Below are 17,083 nucleotides of genomic sequence, written 5' to 3' on the forward strand. Positions count from 1 at the left end.
TTGACAATTGGGCCGCTGAACAGCAGGTCGCTCCACAGCAGGGCAGCTATAGCCTGCCCTGCGGCGTTCATAGCGTTGAAACCTTCACTGCCCCACATTTCCCGGGCCGCCTTCCACATGTAGGTGCCGTTGGAGGAAGCCACCCCGGCGGGCCAGCCAAACTCCTCCTTTACCAACCGGCAGGCAATACAGGAGAAAGAGGTGGAGGGCAGGTTCATTACGGCAGTATCCACCAGGATGGTTTCAAAGGTATCCTCGCCAATTATGTCCAGCATCTTCTTGAGCCCGGTTACCCGCCCTTTGGGGGTCTGGTCTTCCTGGTTGAAGGCCTGGACCACCACGTGCTTGATGCCCAGTTCCTTCAGGCGGGCCACCTGGCCGGGGATGTCCTTGTCCCAGGGGGTGATGCTGTTGTACAGCACCCGGTCCTGGATGCCCAGCCGGGCAATGTATTCGGCCACTTCCAGCCGGGTTTTTTCCACCCACACGTCGATCCCGAAGGGCTGGTCGCTGATGCTCAGGAAAAAGTCAATGTAGGTCTTCATCTCATCCACAGAAGTGGCCACCATGGCCACCAGGGCCGGTATGCCCGTTTGGGCCGAAAGTTCTTCCTGCCGTTTAACATATTCTTTTGCCTTTTCCCGGTCGAACTTCCTTTCTTTGCGGGACTCCAGAATTCGATCACCGTTATGAAACATGGAGGAAATCAACAGGGGCGAGTTTTCCCCGGGCTGCCCGCCGATGTTCCACCGTCCGATGCGGCACACCCGCTGGGGACGGCTCAGTTTAAACATGCAAAACTCCTCCTTTTACTTTCTTTTAGGAATGGCATCCAGGATGTGCTGAATATGCGGGAATTTATCCGTTGAGTGCGGCAGGGCCATGGCGGCGGCAAAACGGTTCTGGAAGTCCGGCTCAATGGCCGTTTCCACAAATTCCACCCGCCGGGCAATCCAGGCCGCCTCTTCCCGCTTGCCCACGTCCAGCAGGGCCAGCTTGGCGCCGTCCCCGGCGGCGTTGCCCACGGCCTGCACGTTTTCCAGGGCACAGTCCGGGAACATACCGATGACCATGGCACTTTCCCGGTCGATGTAGCTGCCGAAGGCACCGGCCAGGGTAACGCTGTCCACCTTATCCACGCCCAGCTTCTCCATCAAATACCTGGCCCCCACGTACAGCGCCGCCTTGGCCAGCTGTACGGCCCGTACGTCGGCCTGGGTGAAGGTAATATCCTTGCCGATAGCCGTTTCTTCAGCCCAGGCCACCACAAACTCCGGTTTACCGTCGGCACCGCGGCGAACCCGGGGGTGATTGATCTTCATGTTAAACCGGCCGGAGCGATCAATGACGCCGGAACGGAAAAGCTGAGCCACCATATCGATAATCCCGGAACCACAAATACCTTTGGCCTCCGTTTTTTGAATTTCCGGGTACCACTTCTCCTGTCCGATGACCTTGTAGGAAACATCCAGGGTTTCCGGGTTGATGCGGATCTTTTCAATGGCCCCCGGAGCAGCACGCATGCCGAACTTGATCTGGGCCCCTTCCAGAGCCGGACCGGTGGCACAGGAAGTACAGAGCAGGCGCTTTTCATTGCCCAGGTCGATTTCCCCGTTGGTACCGATGTCGATGATCAGCCGGATTTTTTCCGGTTCCCGGTAGGGTTCCTCGGCAATGAGTACGGCCACGTTATCTGGCCCCACAAAACCCGATTCCACGGGAAGGGTATGGATGATGGCGCCGCGGCAGATATTCACGCCCAGATCCCGGGCCTTGATGTTCCTCGATTGTTTGGTCCCCGGGGCAAAGGGTGAGCGGCCGAGGAATTTGGGATCAATACAGAGGGCAATATGCTGCATGGCGGTATTGAAGACCAGGGTCATATCCACGATATCGGCGGGCAAAAGGCCAATTTTTTCGGTCATGCGCCGGGCCAGGGTGTTCAGCCCTTCGATAATGGCCTGGTGCATCTTCTCCAGACCGTCTTCATTCATCATGGAGTAGGTGATCCGGGAGAGCACATCCTCGCCGTAGCGCACCTGGGGGTTCATCATGGAGTCCACCACCAGCACCTGGCCGGTGCGCAGGTCGCAGAGGTAGGCAGCCACCGTGGTGGTACCGATGTCCACCGCCAGGCCCACCAGCGTATCCTTTAGCCCCGGTTCCACCCGGATAATTTCCCGGTCACACCAGACGGTTGCCGTGACCTTCCACTGCCCCTCCCGGACCGCATTGGGCAGGTCCCGCAGGACAAAATAGTCGATTTCCAGGTCTGCCGGCAGGCCGTGCTGCTCGTGGAGGGCTTCCCGCAGGCGTTCAAAATCCCCCCGGTGATCTTCCAGGGTGGCCGGTGGCATTTCCACATAATACTTGCGTACGGCGGGGTTCAAATTGAACTTCCGTTCCTTGCCGGTTTCCAGCACTACCTGCTTGGCTCCCCGGCTTTCTTCAGGCACGAAGACCAGCACATCGCCCAGCACTTCGCAGCAGCAGGCCAGGCGGTAATTGTCCGCCAGTTCCGCTTCGTTAAGGCAATCCCTTTCTTCCTCCTGGAGTGGTGAAAGGTGCTCCATGCTGGACTCGATGCCGAATTTTTCAAAAAAACCTTCTTCTATTTTAACCTTGCATTTCCCACAGACCTTGGCACCGCCACAGAGGTTTTCAATGTCCACACCCAGTTCCCTGGCCGCTTCCAGCAGGGTGATACCCCGCTCCACCATTCCCCGGCGCCCGGAAGGCTGAAAGATTACTTGGTGCTGCACTTTTGCTTCATCCTCCCTTTACAACTCTCTTAAAGAAGCAATCATGTTTATGGCTTCCTTCAGGGCGTTGCTGGCATCTTTGGCATAACCATCCGCGCCAAAACGGTCGGCAATCTCATCGGTTACCGGAGCGCCGCCAATCATAATTTTGGCCTTGGGGTTCTTCTCCTTAATAGCTTTAATAATATCTTTCATGCCCACCATGGTGGTGGTCATCATGGCCGAGAGGGCCACAATCTCCGAATCGGTTCTCAGTTGTTCCTCCACGAACTTCTCCAAGGGCACGTCTTTGCCCAGGTCGTGCACCTCAAAACCGGAAGCTTCAAACATGATCTTCACCAGGTTTTTGCCGATATCGTGCACGTCTCCCTGCACTACTCCCATGACCACCTGGCCTTTTACCCCGCCGTCTTCTTTCGTTGATTTCATATGCGGACGAAGTATTTCCAGCCCGGCGTACAAAGCATCGGCGCACATGAGGAGCTCGGGGACAAAGTACTCCTGTTTTTCATACAAGTCACCTGCTTCCTTCATACCGGCCACCAATCCATCAAAAACCGCTTTATTTGCGTCCATCCCTTCATCCAGTGCCTCCTGAGCCGCCTGGCGCACCATTTCCTCATCATAATTGAGTACACCCTCGGCCAGTCTCCCCAGAATGTCCTTTTCCCTTTCAGGTGTCATTTCCCATTCTCCTTTCTTTTAACAATTGTTTTCTTAACCGAACGGTTAAAACTTACACTTTGGTCAACCTGCAATGTCAGTAGCAAGCCACTGTTAAAGTCTCTAAAAAGTTAAACTTTTTAGTAATCTCCTGCGTTAAGGCCCCAAAGCCACTGCCGGAAATTTGCCTCTCCTTTTCGTCCGGTCGCTCTACCCCCCCTCTTTTTTTATAAAATTTAAATTATACTTGCGTGATTACGACGTTGAAGCTTATTGCTCTGCTACTAAACATTTATCTATAGCTAACGTAACCAACATTTTTTCAGAATTGTAAAACGGTTGCCGCCCCAGCGCAAGATTCTTTTCTTCAACGGGCAAAACAGCCCCCTGAATGGTTTATTTTAGCCGGTTAGCGGACGAGAAATTTTCTGCAACAGTTGGGCCACCCTCTCCATCCCGTCGAATAGGCGTGGTCCGGGCCGGCACAACCAGTGGCAGGGAACGGCATGGACGCACTTCTTCTCTACCGCGTCAACCCCCGTCAACAGGGGGTGGTTCAGCATGTCTGCCACATCCCGTACGCAGGGGCGTTCTGGCCGGTCGCAGCCCGGGCACCTCTTTTTTGGCGGTTCACCGGAAACCCGACCGCAGGCCAAAATTACCTCCGGGTTAAAGCGACGTACCCCGTCCCGGGAAAGCAAAATGGCAGGTTCGTGCGCGGGAGCGGGCAAAAGTTCCGCCCCGGCCACTCTCAGGGCGTCATACTGGCAGGAAGCCGGTCCGGGCGTAACCAGGGTCTTCTCACCCATGACAAAAAGAACCCTGATACGGGAACGGCGTGCCACCTTTTCGCGGAGCCCGGCTACTCTGGCCCCGAACGTGGCCACCGCCGAACGGCCCGCTTCACCGGCCCGTGTAATACGCACTATCTCTTCCATTCCCTCCAGCAGTTCCGCAACCCGGCGGGGTGCAAAGTCAAAAACCGTTATTCCCGCCCGGCACAACTCCTCCACGCAACCCCGGTGTATAGCTCCCCCGGCCAGGACCAGGTCGGGCCGCAAGGAGATAATCCTGCCTACGTCCGGACGGTTAAAAAGACCAACCTTTTCTTTACCCGTTGCCTGCGGGGGGTAATCACAGTGGGCGGTAACCCCCACCACCTTCTCGCCAAGCCCCAGGGCGAAAAGGGTTTCCGTATGACCGGGTACCAGCGAGACAATACGCATAATTACCTCCTGCAAACTACCGCTTTTGAAAAAATTCCTGGCGGTTGATTTCCCCCGTTTTCACAAAGTTAAAATCGCCCATGAGCTTTTCCACTGCTGGCATGATTTGCGGCGGGGCAATAAAGACCAGCACATTGATCTGGTTCTTCTTCACCGGCACATCTTGCATCTCAATGGTGCACTGGCCCATCACATAGTTGTACAGGTGAAGCCGGCCCTCTATTTGCACAAAGCCCTTTACCCGGAGCACTTCCCGGGGTAACCGGGCCGTCATTTCCCGGAGATCGGATGGCGCGCCTCCCTTCCAGAAAAAGGATGCAGACATTAGCAGGTCAGGGGGCGTAAGGGATTCATGAATATCGGACAACAGCTCTTCCACGTATCGTTCCAGTTCCTCTTCGCTCATTGGCCGCCCCGGTTCATACCTCGCACCTTCAAGCGGCTGCTCCAAAGATAAAAGCTCGGCCACGTTTATATCGGCATATGTTGCCTCGTAAAATTGGGGATCGGGGTGGTACTTTTTTACGAGATTTTTTATTTCTTCAACCTGCTCCCGGGAAGCCAGGTCGATCTTGTTGATAATAAATCTGGTGGAGGAGGATATCTGCTTTTCCACCGAAGCATAGACCTGGAAGGCATCCAGGAAGTTGGCCGCATCGATAATGCAAAACTGCTCTTTAAACTGAAAACGACCCTTAAATATGGGCAGGTTCAGGTCCTTTTTGAGGTCAACGGGATTGGCCACACCGGTAGATTCAATCAACAAAATGTCCGGCTTGATTTTTTGGGCAATCTCGTAAAGGCCCTTGATAAAATCCGTTTTCACGCAGGCGCAAAAGATGGACCCCTTGCTGATTTCCAGGATATCCAGGTCTTCACCGGCCACCAGCGTGCCGTCAACGCCAATTTCACCAAACTCATTCATTAATACCATCAATTTCCGGTTCCTGGGAAACTGGCGGATGAGACGGTTCAAAAAAGTGGTCTTACCGCTGCCCAAAAAGCCGGTAATAAGGTAAACGTCCGTGAAGTCGGCCATAGTCCTCACCCCCTGCTACCATTCGCCTAAAGGCACCGCTCTTCTCGCCCCGGTCTGAACCTGTAAAATGTTACGGCAGAACCTGCAAACAGCCAGGCTATTATCCGGATGTAATTCACGCCACACCCTTGCGTAAAGAGCCATCTCCTGCTGTCCCAGCTCCTTACTTAATTCCTCCGGAGGCTCCAGCGGCCTGATGCGGTCGTTCTTGCCGCAGTAGGGGCAGACAATCCCAAACAAAACCATGTCCGTCCTGGGAAGCCCCAACTTAAGGACCAAATTCCTGAATTGTTCGATGGTTTCCAGTTCCATGTAACTCGCCCCTCTTAACAACAACATTGGTAAGCCCTTAGGATACGTTCGTCCATGTCAAAGTAGAACTTCGCGTAGGAGGTGCCGTCCCTGCGGGCACGAATCCCGTGCAGGGTATCCGCCAGCTCGATGGTACTGCGCAGGTGGGTGATCATGATCAGCTGCCTGTGCTGGGCCAGCCTTCTGAACAACTGCTGCATATGGTGGTGATATATCCAGTCCAGAGCCGGTTCCACTTCATCCAGCAGGTAAATGGGGCTGTGTAATTCTTCAAAAAGGGCCAGGCTGGCGGCCAGCGAACAGATGGCTTTTTCGCCGCCGGAAAAAAGGAGCGGGTTCTTTTTTCCTTTTCCAGGGAAAAAGACTTCTATGGCCAGGCCGGGCTCACCACCGGCATCCACCGGGAACAGCTCGCCCCCGCCCTCCGGGACAAGTATGCCCAGGAAACTTTGAAAATGGGCGTTGATCCTACCGATAAGATCGCCATCCACCTTTTCGTTAAACAGTGCTTTTACATACTTGAACCGCTCTGCGGGCCCCATTTGCAGAAAACTATCCACCTGGCCCTGCCGGATTACTGTTTTTGTAACATTTTCCAGGCCCAGTTCGGTTAATTTCTGGTAATAACCTGCGGCCGTCAGCTCAACCCCGTCACAGAAGAATTCTTCCGTTCCCTGGCGGCGGGCCTGCCGGGTCAGCTTAACCTGCGGGGCTTTTTTATCCTCACCTAGCTTAATGGTCAGGGCCACCCTGGCCGTTTCCGCCGGAGGGTATTCCTGCGACCCGCTGAAAAACAGGTCCCCATATTGCTGGCAGCGCAGGCGCTGCAGATCGCTCTCGCCCACGGCCCAGGCAATGGCATCCAGTACATTTGTTTTGCCCACGCCATTATTACCGATGATTACTCCAATGCCAGATTTAAAATTAACCACTGTTTCCGTGGCGTAGGATTTAAAACCGCTCAGGACAACTTCCTGCAGATACACCGGGCCTTTCCCCCTTGCATCTTTGCCTTTGCTTTTAAAATGGCGGCAATCAATTCATCCCGGGGAGGAATGGTAGACTCAAAAACCATTTCCCCGTTCAGCGCAAGGGCAGGTATAACCCTGGCTCCCAGTTCCTGCTTGCGCATGATTCCCTCCAGGGTTTTCACATTCCAGATAAACAGCTCGATTCCGTCCAGTATTTCCCGTGGTAAGGACCTTACCGCTTCGGCCATATACGGCCCGGACGCTCACTGGTCGGTGAGCAATAGTTCCACTGTAACCTTTGACATGATCCTCCCACACCCCCACGCCAGAACTAACCGGTATATCTTGCTTTAATGGCCGCGATCAGATCTTCCTGCGGCGGAATAACGGCTTCAAAGACCAGTTCGTTATCCAGGGCAATGCTGGGCAGGGATTTCGCCTTTAACTCCAGAAAACGTTTTATTCCCTCCCGCGTCCTCATGTCCCACTCGTGAACCTCGATTATGTCCCTGATTTCCTGCGGTAAAGCCTTTACCGCTTCCGCCATGTAGACGCAGGCCGCTCATTGCCGGAAATCGGTCAGCAATACATCCACCAGTACCCGGCGCACGTCCCTTCCCTCCCCGCTATGCCTTCACCGTTTCAAAGGAAACTTGTAATTCTTCCCCCGCCCACTCCAGCAAGACGTATTTAAACTGGCCGCCCTCTTTTAGAGGACCCACGTTAATGAAGTCCACTTTACCCAGGCGTACATGTTTCCACTCATTGGTAGAAGCAAAGAGAACCAAATCGACGGAAAACTGTTCGGTCATGGCTTCCAGGGCGGAAAAGACGCTCTCATTGCGCAAGTAGTCGGATAGATTGCTCACCATGAGCAACTCCAGGGAATAGGGGGCATAATCCGAAAAGCCGCTTAATTCCTGGATAAAACCGCTGTAAAACCCCAGGACACGGCACCGCCCCAGTTGAAACCGCAGATAGAGGGGTGCCCGCCGGAGAAATTCTCGATTCTCCGGTTTGGTACAGGGGAGAGTACGGTCAAATGGGCCCTGTACAAAAACCAACTTCTCCCTTCGCACCAGTTCAACCACCCCGTCGTTGTCCCCTGCCGGACCGGTAAGGTTACCCAGGCAGAAAACGGCTTCCACAGGCTGGCGCAACGCTACCCGCAATGCCTCCACATTTCCGTTTACCTCGGCAATTACCGCTACCCTTTGATAGGACGCTGGAGCTTCATAAACAGTGATCGGCTCCTCTTCCCTGAGCTTCCCCTCCCGGGCCAACTGGATGGCCTGGAATAGCTGGTCGGGGCAGGATGTGTCATTCCGGCATTGAATTCCTTTCAGGAGGGGGAGCACTTCACTTAGCTCCCGGCCCTCCAGCAGGCGGCTGATGAGCTGGGCGTTGCCCCGGCAGCCCCCGCCCACAAACCTCACGCCTGTCAGGATATTCCCCGCCAGTTGAAAGTGGATTTCGGGCGGACAAATCCCCTTGGTCTTGTATATATACATGACCTATTCACCCGCCTGTAAGAGCCCCTGCAGGGTCTGTTTTAGCTCTTCCACCGGCGGTGTGGTGCTGAAATACAACCTTCCGTTAATGAAAATGGACGGGATGGGAGCCGGCCCGCCCAGCTCTTCCGACAGCTCCTTGTAACGACGGCCGCCCGTTTCCTGCCGGAGGTAGACCAGTTCCAGCTTAACCCTGTCCCCCATATCGCCTATGGCCTCTTCCACTGTTTCAAGCATATAAACGCAAGGGATACAGTGGTCGCCTTCATAGATGATTTCGATAAGGATGGGTCTCACCTTTCCCACTCCCGGACCTGCCTTTACAGCGCACGCGGCAGGTTTTTATATAATACCGCATTCCCGCAGGGCGGCCACAACCGTTTCCCTGTCGGGACACACGCCCATAATTCTGACCAGATCCCCAATAACTAGAGCCGGTGTAGAGGACAACTTTAATTCCTCTGCCCTTGGATTGGGCCCCCTGTAAAAATGGAGCTCCACCTTTTCTGCAAACTCGTTCTTAATCTCCTCCAGCAAGCGGGTCAAAGCAATGCCGCCCGAACAGGGAGGTACGGACAGAAAAGCTTCGATTTTTACCTTAGACATAATCCTCCCTCCCTCAAGGCGTTAAGCAAGGTAAAGCGGCTGGGTACAACCCCTTCGATCTTGATCAGGCCGTTGATCACCACTGCGGGCACGCAAAACATGTTGTACTCATGGAATTTCTCCATTCCTTCTTCACCCACATATTTGATCAACTGGACCTCTTCCCTGTACTCGTCAGCCACGGCCTGGCACAGCTTGATCATCTCGGTGCATCCGGGACAGGGAGGATTCCCGCTGAAAACTTCCATTTTTACAGCCATTCTCTACACCCCGGCTTCTTTCTTGATGATCTCCACCAGCTCGGATTCCTTCAGCACCCTGCCCACGGCTACCGTTTTGCCGTTAACCACCACCGTCGGGGTGAGCATGACGCCGTATTTTTGCCCCAACTCTGAAAGGGCGTCATGTTTCTCCACCGTCACCCGGCCAGGGGGAAATTTTTCCGCCGCCTGCCGGGCTTCCCTTTCGGCCTGCTGGCACCTGGCGCAAGGCGGTTGGGTTCCAAAAACCAGTACCCTGACATTGCTTTTTAATTCACCTGGATTTTTCTCTTTAAAACGCCAACGCCCCTGAAATACTTTGGACGGGCCCTCTAAAGGAATGTAACCTGCTTCTTTTAACATATTTTTACAGGTCTCTACCGAGAAGCCCCTGCCTCTAGAGGTATCCTCAACCGTATCCCGAGGATTGGGACCTGTCTCAGCATAAATCTGATTAGCACCCGCCAGTAGAGGCAACATTCTTGGCTCGTGAACACCCATGGCTCTGATGGAGTTGCCGACAACTATCCTGGTTACCGCCACCACCTTAGCTAACGCAAGCTCGGATATTTTTCCAAGCTTAGCCAGGGGAACGCCCGGAACCGGCACCCTCCACATAGACGCGCAGTTAACCGCGCCCAATTCCTTTCCCCGAAACATTTCTTCAACTAATTCTTCGGGTGGATGTTCGGGACCTATGGGTTCAACACAATAGCTGAGATCGAGCGCCGAATTTTTGATGGCTTCAAGAGTTCTCAGTCTGCTAGCAGGATCTATCCCCGTGTCTTTACCTTCACGCAACCGAAATACATGGTACACACCTTGAAAACCTGCGTCCAGCAGCTCCGTAGCCTGTTCTTCAGTAAAATCTCCTATGTTGGCAACCATCGGCATATCCGGTGCAAGAGCTTTCCGCACGGCTTTTGCAATCTTTATATAACGGTCAAACGGATAATCCGCGGTGGTCATCAAAAAGATGGCATTTGCTCCTGCATTTTCAAATTCCTTTGCCCTTTCAACAACCTCCTCGAGACTGAGTTCCACACGTGACTCAATCACATTCCAATCTGCCCCAAATGAACAGAAACCGCAATTTCTGGGGCAGGGCCATACGTTTATACCTACTTGAGCAAATATTTCCCCCTTGTTACCAAATTGCCTCCGTGTTAAGGTGTTGGCCACCGACATAAGAGCGTACATTTCGTACGAATGTTCATTTATTTTAACCAGTTCTACTGCTTCCTCTCTGTTTATTTCTTTTCCCGCCAGCGCCTTATTCAAAATGGACTCAATTTTTGGATCAATCTTCACGTGGGCTCCCCCCAAGTTGTTGCGCCCCATCCCCTGCACGTCTTAACACCCACTCGATAATGTCTTTCAGTTCTTCCACCGACGGAATACGGTCGCACACCAGTTCACCGTTAATAAAGATGGAAGGAATGGGGGCATGGTAATGGTATTTCCTGACGTTGTCTTCCCCGAATAGCGAAACGGAGAACTCGTAAAACCTCCGGGCGCCTTCTTTTTGCCTGATATATACCTTTTCCCACTCAAGCAAGTTGGGGAAAAAGGGGACCACAGCCTCCACCACCTTTGCAGCATAGTAGCAGGAAAGGTTGTGATCCCCTGCGTAAATCAGCTCCAGGCGCAGTGACTTCATTCCACAGCGGAATCCCTTCTGGTATGCTGACCGGCGCCCGCTTTCTCCAGGTTCTCTTTGATCCGATCAAAATCAAAGCCTTTATCGCGCAAGGACAGTATACGCTCGCGCATCTCGGGGGTGGGAGCCCTTTTGGCCAGTTCATCAATCAGTTCTTCATACTGGGGGATAACGCTCTCGAAAACCAGATCGCCTTCAATGCAGATGGTGGGCAGAACGCGGCCATTGAGCTCCAGAAACTTCTGAATGCCGGACTGGTTTTTAATGGACCATTCTTTGTATTCGATCATCTCCTGTACATCGGGGGGCATGGCCGCTATGGACTCCATCATGTAGCCACAGGCGGCGCACTGCACGCTGTCCAGGGTAAGCACATCAATCTTGATTTTCCGCTCGGACATATTCTACCCCCCTTTACCAGGACTCGGGATACTTGGCATAGTACTTTTCAAACCATTCCCTGGCCTCCAGAACCTGCTCTATGTGTTCCAACGGAACATCATAGGGCATATCTCACCCGGGGGCGAATACATAACCGTGCGTACCACCGGCAGCCAGGCTGACAATGGCGTCTTCCCGGGGCGAAATAATCCCCAGTGAAAGGGCCAGTGTAAGTTTCAGGTTGCCGCCAAAACCAACCCCATATTTCCTGGCCAGGTCCCGCACAAAAGTCAGGTTCAACTGCTCGTCAATGGCAAATCCGTGGGTACCAATCTGACAAACGGACTCCAGCACTTTTGTGGCGTCGCCGCAGATAAAGAAGCTGGATGTCTTTCCCCTTTCGTGAATAACGGCGATGGCATCCTGGCAATAGGGGTGAACAAACTCCTTGAATGTGGCATCCCGAATCTGGGAAGCCACCGGGTCAACGATAGCAATAATGTCGCAATCCATGTCACAGTACATTTCGACCGATTTTTTTACCACCTGGGCACAGAACTTTAATACATGATGCGCTTTTTCCTTGTTCTTGACCACGTCGGTAAAAATACGCACACCGGCCAGGTGGCTGGCCAGGGTGAGCGGCCCGCAGGCAAGTCCAATTAAGGCACAATCAAGCTCGTCCAGCTGGGGTTTGGCAATCCTGGCGGCCTCAAAAAGCACCGGCCAGCGACCGTCGCTGGGACCGGGAACCTTCAGGCCGGCCTCTTCCACGGTCTTGTCGGACAAGGGGTGGGACTGAACCGATGGAACGTTATCCTTCCAGTATTTGATTTCCAATCCCATGGATTCCGATTCCACGGAAAGATCGAAAACCAGGGGGATCCCGTCGGCCTTGTACTTCCTGGCCGTTTCCACAACGCCTTTGGCAAGCAGTTGCGGATCCTTTAGGAATTTATCCGCCGGTTCGCCAATAACAAAAGCACAGTGGACGCCGGCATAAGGAACCCACGGCGCTCTCGGGGTTCTCTTTCCCCGGATGGCATCAATCAGCATCTGCTTCGCCATAACCTACCCCCCATATTAAAAAATTAAACTCGAGAGACGTTTGTGAATTTTAAATTTTAAAACAATTCACCCCCTGTGTTTATAATCTGCTGAAATAATATTTCACCTCCTTATTCAAGGGGCATCGTAAAAAAGGAGTTTAATCGTGTAAAATTTAAATGCGCTTTGGCTAAACATAAGGCAGAAAAAAGCTTTGCTTCATTTTACCAGGATTACTGCTCCATGTAAATTTCCGTGCGATTAACGGCAATTAATGCCCGGCAAAAGGTCAATATTTAAACCCCAATGGTTTTCCGGTCATGCAAAGAACTCTTTGCCATTCTCAAGCTCACCCCGCACTACCCGCCAGGTGGTTCCTTACCGCCACCAGCAGGTCGATGGCCGCCTTCAATGCCCGGGAAGCATTGGGAGCATAACCGTCGGCTCCCCAGCGGGCGGCCACGTGTTCCGTAACCGGCGCTCCGCCCACCATAATCCGCACCTGCGGATTTACTTCCTTCAGCCTGGCAATAATGGGTTTCATCCTGAGCATGGTGGTGGTCATCATGGCCGACAGGCAAACCAGATCCGGTTTTAGCCTTATATATTCTCTTACAAAGGTTTCCAGGGGAACATCCCTCCCCAGGTCGTAAACCTCGAAGGAGGAAGCTTCAAACATCATTTTCACGATGTTCTTTCCAATATCATGGATGTCACCTTCCACCACCCCGATGAGTACCCTTCCCCTGACGCCCACGTCTTTTTTAACCACGTGCTCCCGGAGCAGCGCCAGGCCCCGGTAAAGGGCGTCAGCGCACAAAAGCATTTCGGGAATGAAATATACCTCTTCTTCATAAAGTCGGCCCACTTCTTCAATTCCCGGCACCAGCCCGTCAAAAATGGCCCTGGTGGCATCCATGCCCAGCTCTATACATTCCCTGGCCGCCTCCACCACCGCTTCCTCATCAAAGTTAATTACCCCCTCCCGCAGGCGCCTCAGCAGTTCCCTCTCCTTTTGCAGGCCAAGCACGCTTGATCTACCTCCATCCCATAAGTCTTCTATACCAGAACCCCGGGCAACGCTACGGTTGAATATTTAGAACTTACCGACTCTTTTCTTCGTTTTTCTACTCCCTGTGGGAATTATGCGGGGAAATTACCGATCATCACAGTTTTCCTTCACCGATTGCATGATCTCCACTGCCTTCTTTAAAGCCAGGTGGGCATCGGGAGCGTAACCGCTAACCCCCCAGCGTCTGGCTATGCAATCGCTCAACGGGGCACCTCCGACCATGATTTTTACCCGGGGGTTACGTTTCCGCAGTTCCTTAATCACTTTCTTCATTTCGGCCAGGGTGGTGGTCATCATGGTGGAAAGACAGACGATATCGGGGCGTACCTTCCGGTGCTCGGAAAGAAAGCTGTGCAGGGGCACATCCCGTCCCAGGTCAATTACTTCAAAACCGGCTCCCTCCAGCATCATTTTGACCAGGTTTTTGCCGATATCGTGAATATCCCCCTCCACCACCCCGATTATTACCGTACCTTTTATCCCCAGATCCTTCTTTTCCACATGCTCTTTAAAAACGGACAGGCCCCGGTACAATACCTCGGCACAAAGGAGTAATTCGGGAATGTAGTAAACCTCTTCCTCATAGAGGCGGCTGACCTCCTCCATGCCGGGTACCAGCCCCTCGAAGATGGCCCTGCGGGCATCCAGACCTTCACGGAAGGCATCTTCAATGGCGGCCAGGAGGTCTCCCTCGTTATACTCCACCACCGCTTTTTTCAGCCTGGCCAGCAATTCCCGTTCCCGCTCCGCCTCCAGCACCCGCCCCCCACCTCCGGACCCTCTAAAGGTACCTATTTACTTAATATCCTAAAGGGAAAACCAGAAATAGACAACAGGTAATCCATAAACCGTCCATTTTTGTCCCCGAAAGGACCGGCAGCCGGTATCAGAGCAGGTGGCGGTTTTGCTTGAAAAACTGGATAAAGTTAAGGATATATTTGATTTCACTGGCATTGAAATCCCGTACCGCCCGCAAAACCGCCTGCACGTTAGGATCTCCCAGAGTTTCAAGAATATCGGAATTCAATGTGGCCAGAAGATCCTCTACATCTTCCTGTTTCATCAGAAAGTAACTAACTGAAGTATTGAGCACCCTGGCAATTTTTTCAAGGGTGTCCAGCAGGGGAGTGGTCTGCCCGTTTTCTATCTGGCTCAACAGGCCCGGGGATACCCCGGCCTTTTCCGCCAGGGCGGCCACAGTCAGCCCCTGCTTTTGCCGCAATTTGCGCAGGCGGTAGCCCAGGCTGTCGGGGCGGTCCGTCTGGTCGAGAAAGTAACGCAGGGTCACATTCAGGGCTTCGGATAATTTCTTCAAATCTTCCAGGTCCGGGGTGGCCTGGCCGTTCTCAAACTTCTCCAGCAAGGATACGGGCAGTTCGCTGATTTCGGCCAGGTCCTGGAGGGAAAGGCCGCGGCTTTCCCGCATAAAGCGCAGCTTTTCCCCGGTAACCGTATCATCGGTATCACCCACCAGGTAGCTCACCGAAACATTGAGCGCCTCGCTGATCCTCTTTAACATGGGGATGGAAGGCTTGCGGATTTCCCTTTCCACCGCGCTGAGATAGGAAGGGGATATTTTCAACTGGCCGGCCAGTTCGGTCAGCGTAATACCCCTTTCCTTGCGGAAGTCCCTTATTTTCTGCCCCAAACTCATACCGTCATCCCTTTCTGCCCACAACTTTTACGAAATCATAGCACAGGGGCAGCAGGAGGTTCAAGCAGCTTTCATAATAAAAAACCCCCTGCGGGGGATTTCTTACGAACCCAGTTCCTTTTTATTCTGGCCAAAACGGTAGGCAGAACTGCCACAACCATCCGGTGCGGTGCAGGCCGAAACGCGCCTGGGGGCCAGTTCCGCCGGCCGGCAGGTTCTGCGCCGGTTGCCGTTGCCTTCGCAGTGGGCCGGAAATTCTTCATTCAGGCAATCCAGCAGGGCAGCGGTAAGCTTACCGGCAGCCAGGGTGGAACCGATAACCAGTATCCTGCTTTCGTGAAAACGGCCCTTTAACGGTTCAAGGGTAGTGCAGGAGGGAAGATAATCCAGCCGCATCCACCCCTCTTCGCACTTAAAAATGCCCTTGGCCCGCACGATCTCACCAAGGCTGGTCGTGGACAGGTTTTCAAACAGGGCGGTAAGCCGCGTCCTGGAAAATACGCCCTGAAACCGGCGCGAAAAACCATAATAATTGGGAATGTCAGCGGCACTTTGAGGTCTCCGGCACACCTTCCTCTCCCGGGGAGAAGAAAACCCGGTTTGCGAAACAACTTCCAGCTCCGCCGGGTTTACCTGCCCGTGATGGGCAGTAATAAAATGGGCCCGGTTATTGAGTTCCTTGATTTTCCTGGCCAGTGCCCGCACCTTATTTTCCGGAACCAGGTCGCACTTATTCAGCACCAGCACATTGGCCCGGCAAATTTGAGATTCGGTAAAAAAAGGCGAGCGGCTATACAACTCCTCAAAGTTGCAGGCATCAATAACATGAACAATGCTAAAACAATGTTCCGTTAAATGCAGGCCCATTACCTTTGCCGCCGCCAGCAGCCCCTGAACCGCTGCCACCCCGGGATATTCTATGATCAGCCTGTCCGGTGCAAGGGAGCTGGCCACATAGGGGATCTGCCTGGCCAGGTCAGCACTCAAGGTGCAGTATATGCATTCACAACCCAGCTCCAGTACATCCGGAGCATCCTGGGCCAGCAGAGCCCCGTCAATGCCCACCTCTCCAAATTCCCCCACCAGAACGGCCACCCGCTCACGGGAGGACAGCTGGCTGACCAGGTGGTGAATAAGGGTGGTTTTCCCGCTCCCCAGATAACCCGTTATTATATTAATGATCATGGTCACTACACCCTGTTTTTTATTAAATAAAAATTTGTCTTTTATTTTACTTTTAATCCCTTAATCTGTAAAGCCGTTTTCCGAAAATAATAGCCGGTGCCGTGTGCTGGTTACCATAAAACCCACCCTGCAAAAAGGGTGGGTGCGGGGTATTTTCAAATTCAGTTCTTTAAAACTCAACCCCCCGCTGGGCTTTGATTCCCTTTCGGTAGTGGTGTTTGACTTCCCTCATTTCAGTGACCAGATCCGCCCGGTCGATAATCTCCGGCGGGGCATCCCGGCCGGTCAGCACCAGGTGCAGGTGGGGCGGCTTTTTGTCCAGCAGGGCCATAACCTCTTCCAGGGTTATCAGGCCGAACTTCAGGGCGTAGAGGATTTCATCCAGGATGATCAGGTCGAAATTGCCGGCGGTGATTTCTTTACCTGCTTCCTCCAGAGCATGCCGGGCCGCCTCCCGGTGATCTTCCATGGTTTTACCGTTACCCGCCCGGGTGAACCCTTCCCCCAGCTGGCGAATTTCAAAACGTTCACCCAGCCGGGGAGGAACGTTCAGCTCACCATAGTGCCAGCCTCCCTTGATAAACTGCAGAACCAGCACCCTCATCCCCTGCCCCCAGGCCCGCAGGCCCATCCCCAGGGCGGCGGTAGTTTTACCCTTACCGTTGCCGGTAAAAACCAGAATCAGCCCTCTGGTCTCGCTCATTTACCTCTCCCCCCAGCTAATTGTTCACCAG

At 53.4% G+C, this 17,083-nt stretch carries 22 protein-coding genes; all 22 read right to left on the reverse strand.

The features are described from left to right. Positions 1 to 794 (reverse strand): tetrahydromethanopterin S-methyltransferase subunit H family protein (locus BR83_RS0110850; protein WP_027357102.1); only part of this gene is annotated, 794 nt, incomplete at its 3' end. A gap of 15 nt (positions 795 to 809) precedes the next feature. Then, entirely contained in the window at positions 810 to 2,762 is a 1,953-nt protein-coding gene (locus BR83_RS0110855; RefSeq protein ID WP_027357103.1) for an ASKHA domain-containing protein, read from the reverse strand. An 18-nt stretch (positions 2,763 to 2,780) separates the two neighbouring features. After that, positions 2,781 to 3,446: a corrinoid protein gene (locus BR83_RS0110860; RefSeq protein ID WP_027357104.1), complete on the reverse strand. Its 666-nt coding sequence runs from the start codon at positions 3,444 to 3,446 to the stop codon at positions 2,781 to 2,783. A 380-nt stretch (positions 3,447 to 3,826) separates the two neighbouring features. Next, positions 3,827 to 4,651, reverse strand: a complete 825-nt coding sequence (locus BR83_RS0110865) for an ABC transporter substrate-binding protein (protein WP_027357105.1) — start codon at positions 4,649 to 4,651, stop codon at positions 3,827 to 3,829. A 16-nt stretch (positions 4,652 to 4,667) separates the two neighbouring features. Next, positions 4,668 to 5,690 (reverse strand): CobW family GTP-binding protein, encoded by a 1,023-nt coding sequence (locus BR83_RS0110870; RefSeq protein WP_027357106.1) that lies wholly within the window; start codon positions 5,688 to 5,690, stop codon positions 4,668 to 4,670. A 15-nt stretch (positions 5,691 to 5,705) separates the two neighbouring features. Beyond that, positions 5,706 to 6,002, reverse strand: coding sequence for a hypothetical protein (locus tag BR83_RS0110875; RefSeq protein ID WP_027357107.1), 297 nt, complete (start codon positions 6,000 to 6,002; stop codon positions 5,706 to 5,708). Between the two features lie 14 nt (positions 6,003 to 6,016). After that, positions 6,017 to 6,988, reverse strand: coding sequence for an AAA family ATPase (locus tag BR83_RS0110880; protein WP_027357108.1), 972 nt, complete (start codon positions 6,986 to 6,988; stop codon positions 6,017 to 6,019). Then, complete coding sequence (locus tag BR83_RS0110885) at positions 6,964 to 7,221, reverse strand: thioredoxin domain-containing protein (protein WP_027357109.1); 258 nt, start codon at positions 7,219 to 7,221, stop codon at positions 6,964 to 6,966. Before BR83_RS0110885 ends, BR83_RS0110880 begins: the two co-directional genes overlap by 25 nt. An 83-nt stretch (positions 7,222 to 7,304) precedes the next feature. Further along, positions 7,305 to 7,520, reverse strand: coding sequence for a thioredoxin domain-containing protein (locus BR83_RS0110890; protein ID WP_027357110.1), 216 nt, complete (start codon positions 7,518 to 7,520; stop codon positions 7,305 to 7,307). Positions 7,521 to 7,599: 79 nt separating this feature from the next. Beyond that, the gene (locus BR83_RS17825) at positions 7,600 to 8,484 is read right to left on the reverse strand and encodes a TIGR03905 family TSCPD domain-containing protein (protein ID WP_084327211.1); all 885 of its coding nucleotides are present in this window, start codon (positions 8,482 to 8,484) and stop codon (positions 7,600 to 7,602) included. Between the two features lie 3 nt (positions 8,485 to 8,487). Continuing rightward, positions 8,488 to 8,781 carry an HUIPC motif thioredoxin-like (seleno)protein gene (locus BR83_RS0110900; RefSeq protein WP_157833006.1) on the reverse strand — a complete coding sequence of 98 codons (294 nt, stop codon included), beginning with the start codon at positions 8,779 to 8,781 and terminating at the stop codon, positions 8,488 to 8,490. Positions 8,782 to 8,826: 45 nt separating this feature from the next. Further along, positions 8,827 to 9,090, reverse strand: a complete 264-nt coding sequence (locus BR83_RS0110905) for a hypothetical protein (RefSeq protein ID WP_027357112.1) — start codon at positions 9,088 to 9,090, stop codon at positions 8,827 to 8,829. After that, positions 9,078 to 9,350 (reverse strand): thioredoxin family protein, encoded by a 273-nt coding sequence (locus BR83_RS0110910; RefSeq protein WP_027357113.1) that lies wholly within the window; start codon positions 9,348 to 9,350, stop codon positions 9,078 to 9,080. Before BR83_RS0110910 ends, BR83_RS0110905 begins: the two co-directional genes overlap by 13 nt. 3 nt (positions 9,351 to 9,353) lie before the next feature. Continuing rightward, on the reverse strand, positions 9,354 to 10,661 hold the full coding sequence (locus tag BR83_RS15755) for a thioredoxin family protein (protein WP_051618156.1): 1,308 nt from the start codon (positions 10,659 to 10,661) through the stop codon (positions 9,354 to 9,356). After that, a complete protein-coding gene (locus BR83_RS0110920) occupies positions 10,651 to 11,010 on the reverse strand; it encodes a hypothetical protein (protein WP_027357114.1) in 360 nt (119 codons plus the stop codon). The genes BR83_RS15755 and BR83_RS0110920 overlap by 11 nt, the downstream gene beginning before the upstream one ends. After that, positions 11,007 to 11,411, reverse strand: a complete 405-nt coding sequence (locus tag BR83_RS0110925) for a hypothetical protein (RefSeq protein WP_027357115.1) — start codon at positions 11,409 to 11,411, stop codon at positions 11,007 to 11,009. The genes BR83_RS0110920 and BR83_RS0110925 overlap by 4 nt, the downstream gene beginning before the upstream one ends. Before the next feature lie 112 nt (positions 11,412 to 11,523). Next, entirely contained in the window at positions 11,524 to 12,459 is a 936-nt protein-coding gene (locus tag BR83_RS0110935; RefSeq protein WP_027357116.1) for a uroporphyrinogen decarboxylase family protein, read from the reverse strand. 328 nt (positions 12,460 to 12,787) lie between these two features. Continuing rightward, positions 12,788 to 13,468: a corrinoid protein gene (locus BR83_RS0110940; protein ID WP_027357117.1), complete on the reverse strand. Its 681-nt coding sequence runs from the start codon at positions 13,466 to 13,468 to the stop codon at positions 12,788 to 12,790. Positions 13,469 to 13,594: 126 nt separating this feature from the next. Beyond that, positions 13,595 to 14,269 (reverse strand): cobalamin B12-binding domain-containing protein, encoded by a 675-nt coding sequence (locus tag BR83_RS0110945; protein ID WP_027357118.1) that lies wholly within the window; start codon positions 14,267 to 14,269, stop codon positions 13,595 to 13,597. Positions 14,270 to 14,396: 127 nt separating this feature from the next. After that, positions 14,397 to 15,164, reverse strand: a complete 768-nt coding sequence (locus BR83_RS0110950) for a helix-turn-helix domain-containing protein (protein ID WP_027357119.1) — start codon at positions 15,162 to 15,164, stop codon at positions 14,397 to 14,399. 102 nt (positions 15,165 to 15,266) lie between these two features. Then, positions 15,267 to 16,349 carry a CobW family GTP-binding protein gene (locus BR83_RS0110955; RefSeq protein ID WP_027357120.1) on the reverse strand — a complete coding sequence of 361 codons (1,083 nt, stop codon included), beginning with the start codon at positions 16,347 to 16,349 and terminating at the stop codon, positions 15,267 to 15,269. Between the two features lie 169 nt (positions 16,350 to 16,518). Beyond that, positions 16,519 to 17,052 carry a cob(I)yrinic acid a,c-diamide adenosyltransferase gene (cobO, locus tag BR83_RS0110965; RefSeq protein ID WP_027357121.1) on the reverse strand — a complete coding sequence of 178 codons (534 nt, stop codon included), beginning with the start codon at positions 17,050 to 17,052 and terminating at the stop codon, positions 16,519 to 16,521. Between the last annotated feature and the right edge of the window lie 31 nt (positions 17,053 to 17,083).

This window comes from Desulfofundulus thermocisternus DSM 10259, assembly GCF_000686645.1.
Lineage (GTDB): Bacteria > Bacillota > Desulfotomaculia > Desulfotomaculales > Desulfovirgulaceae > Desulfofundulus > Desulfofundulus australicus.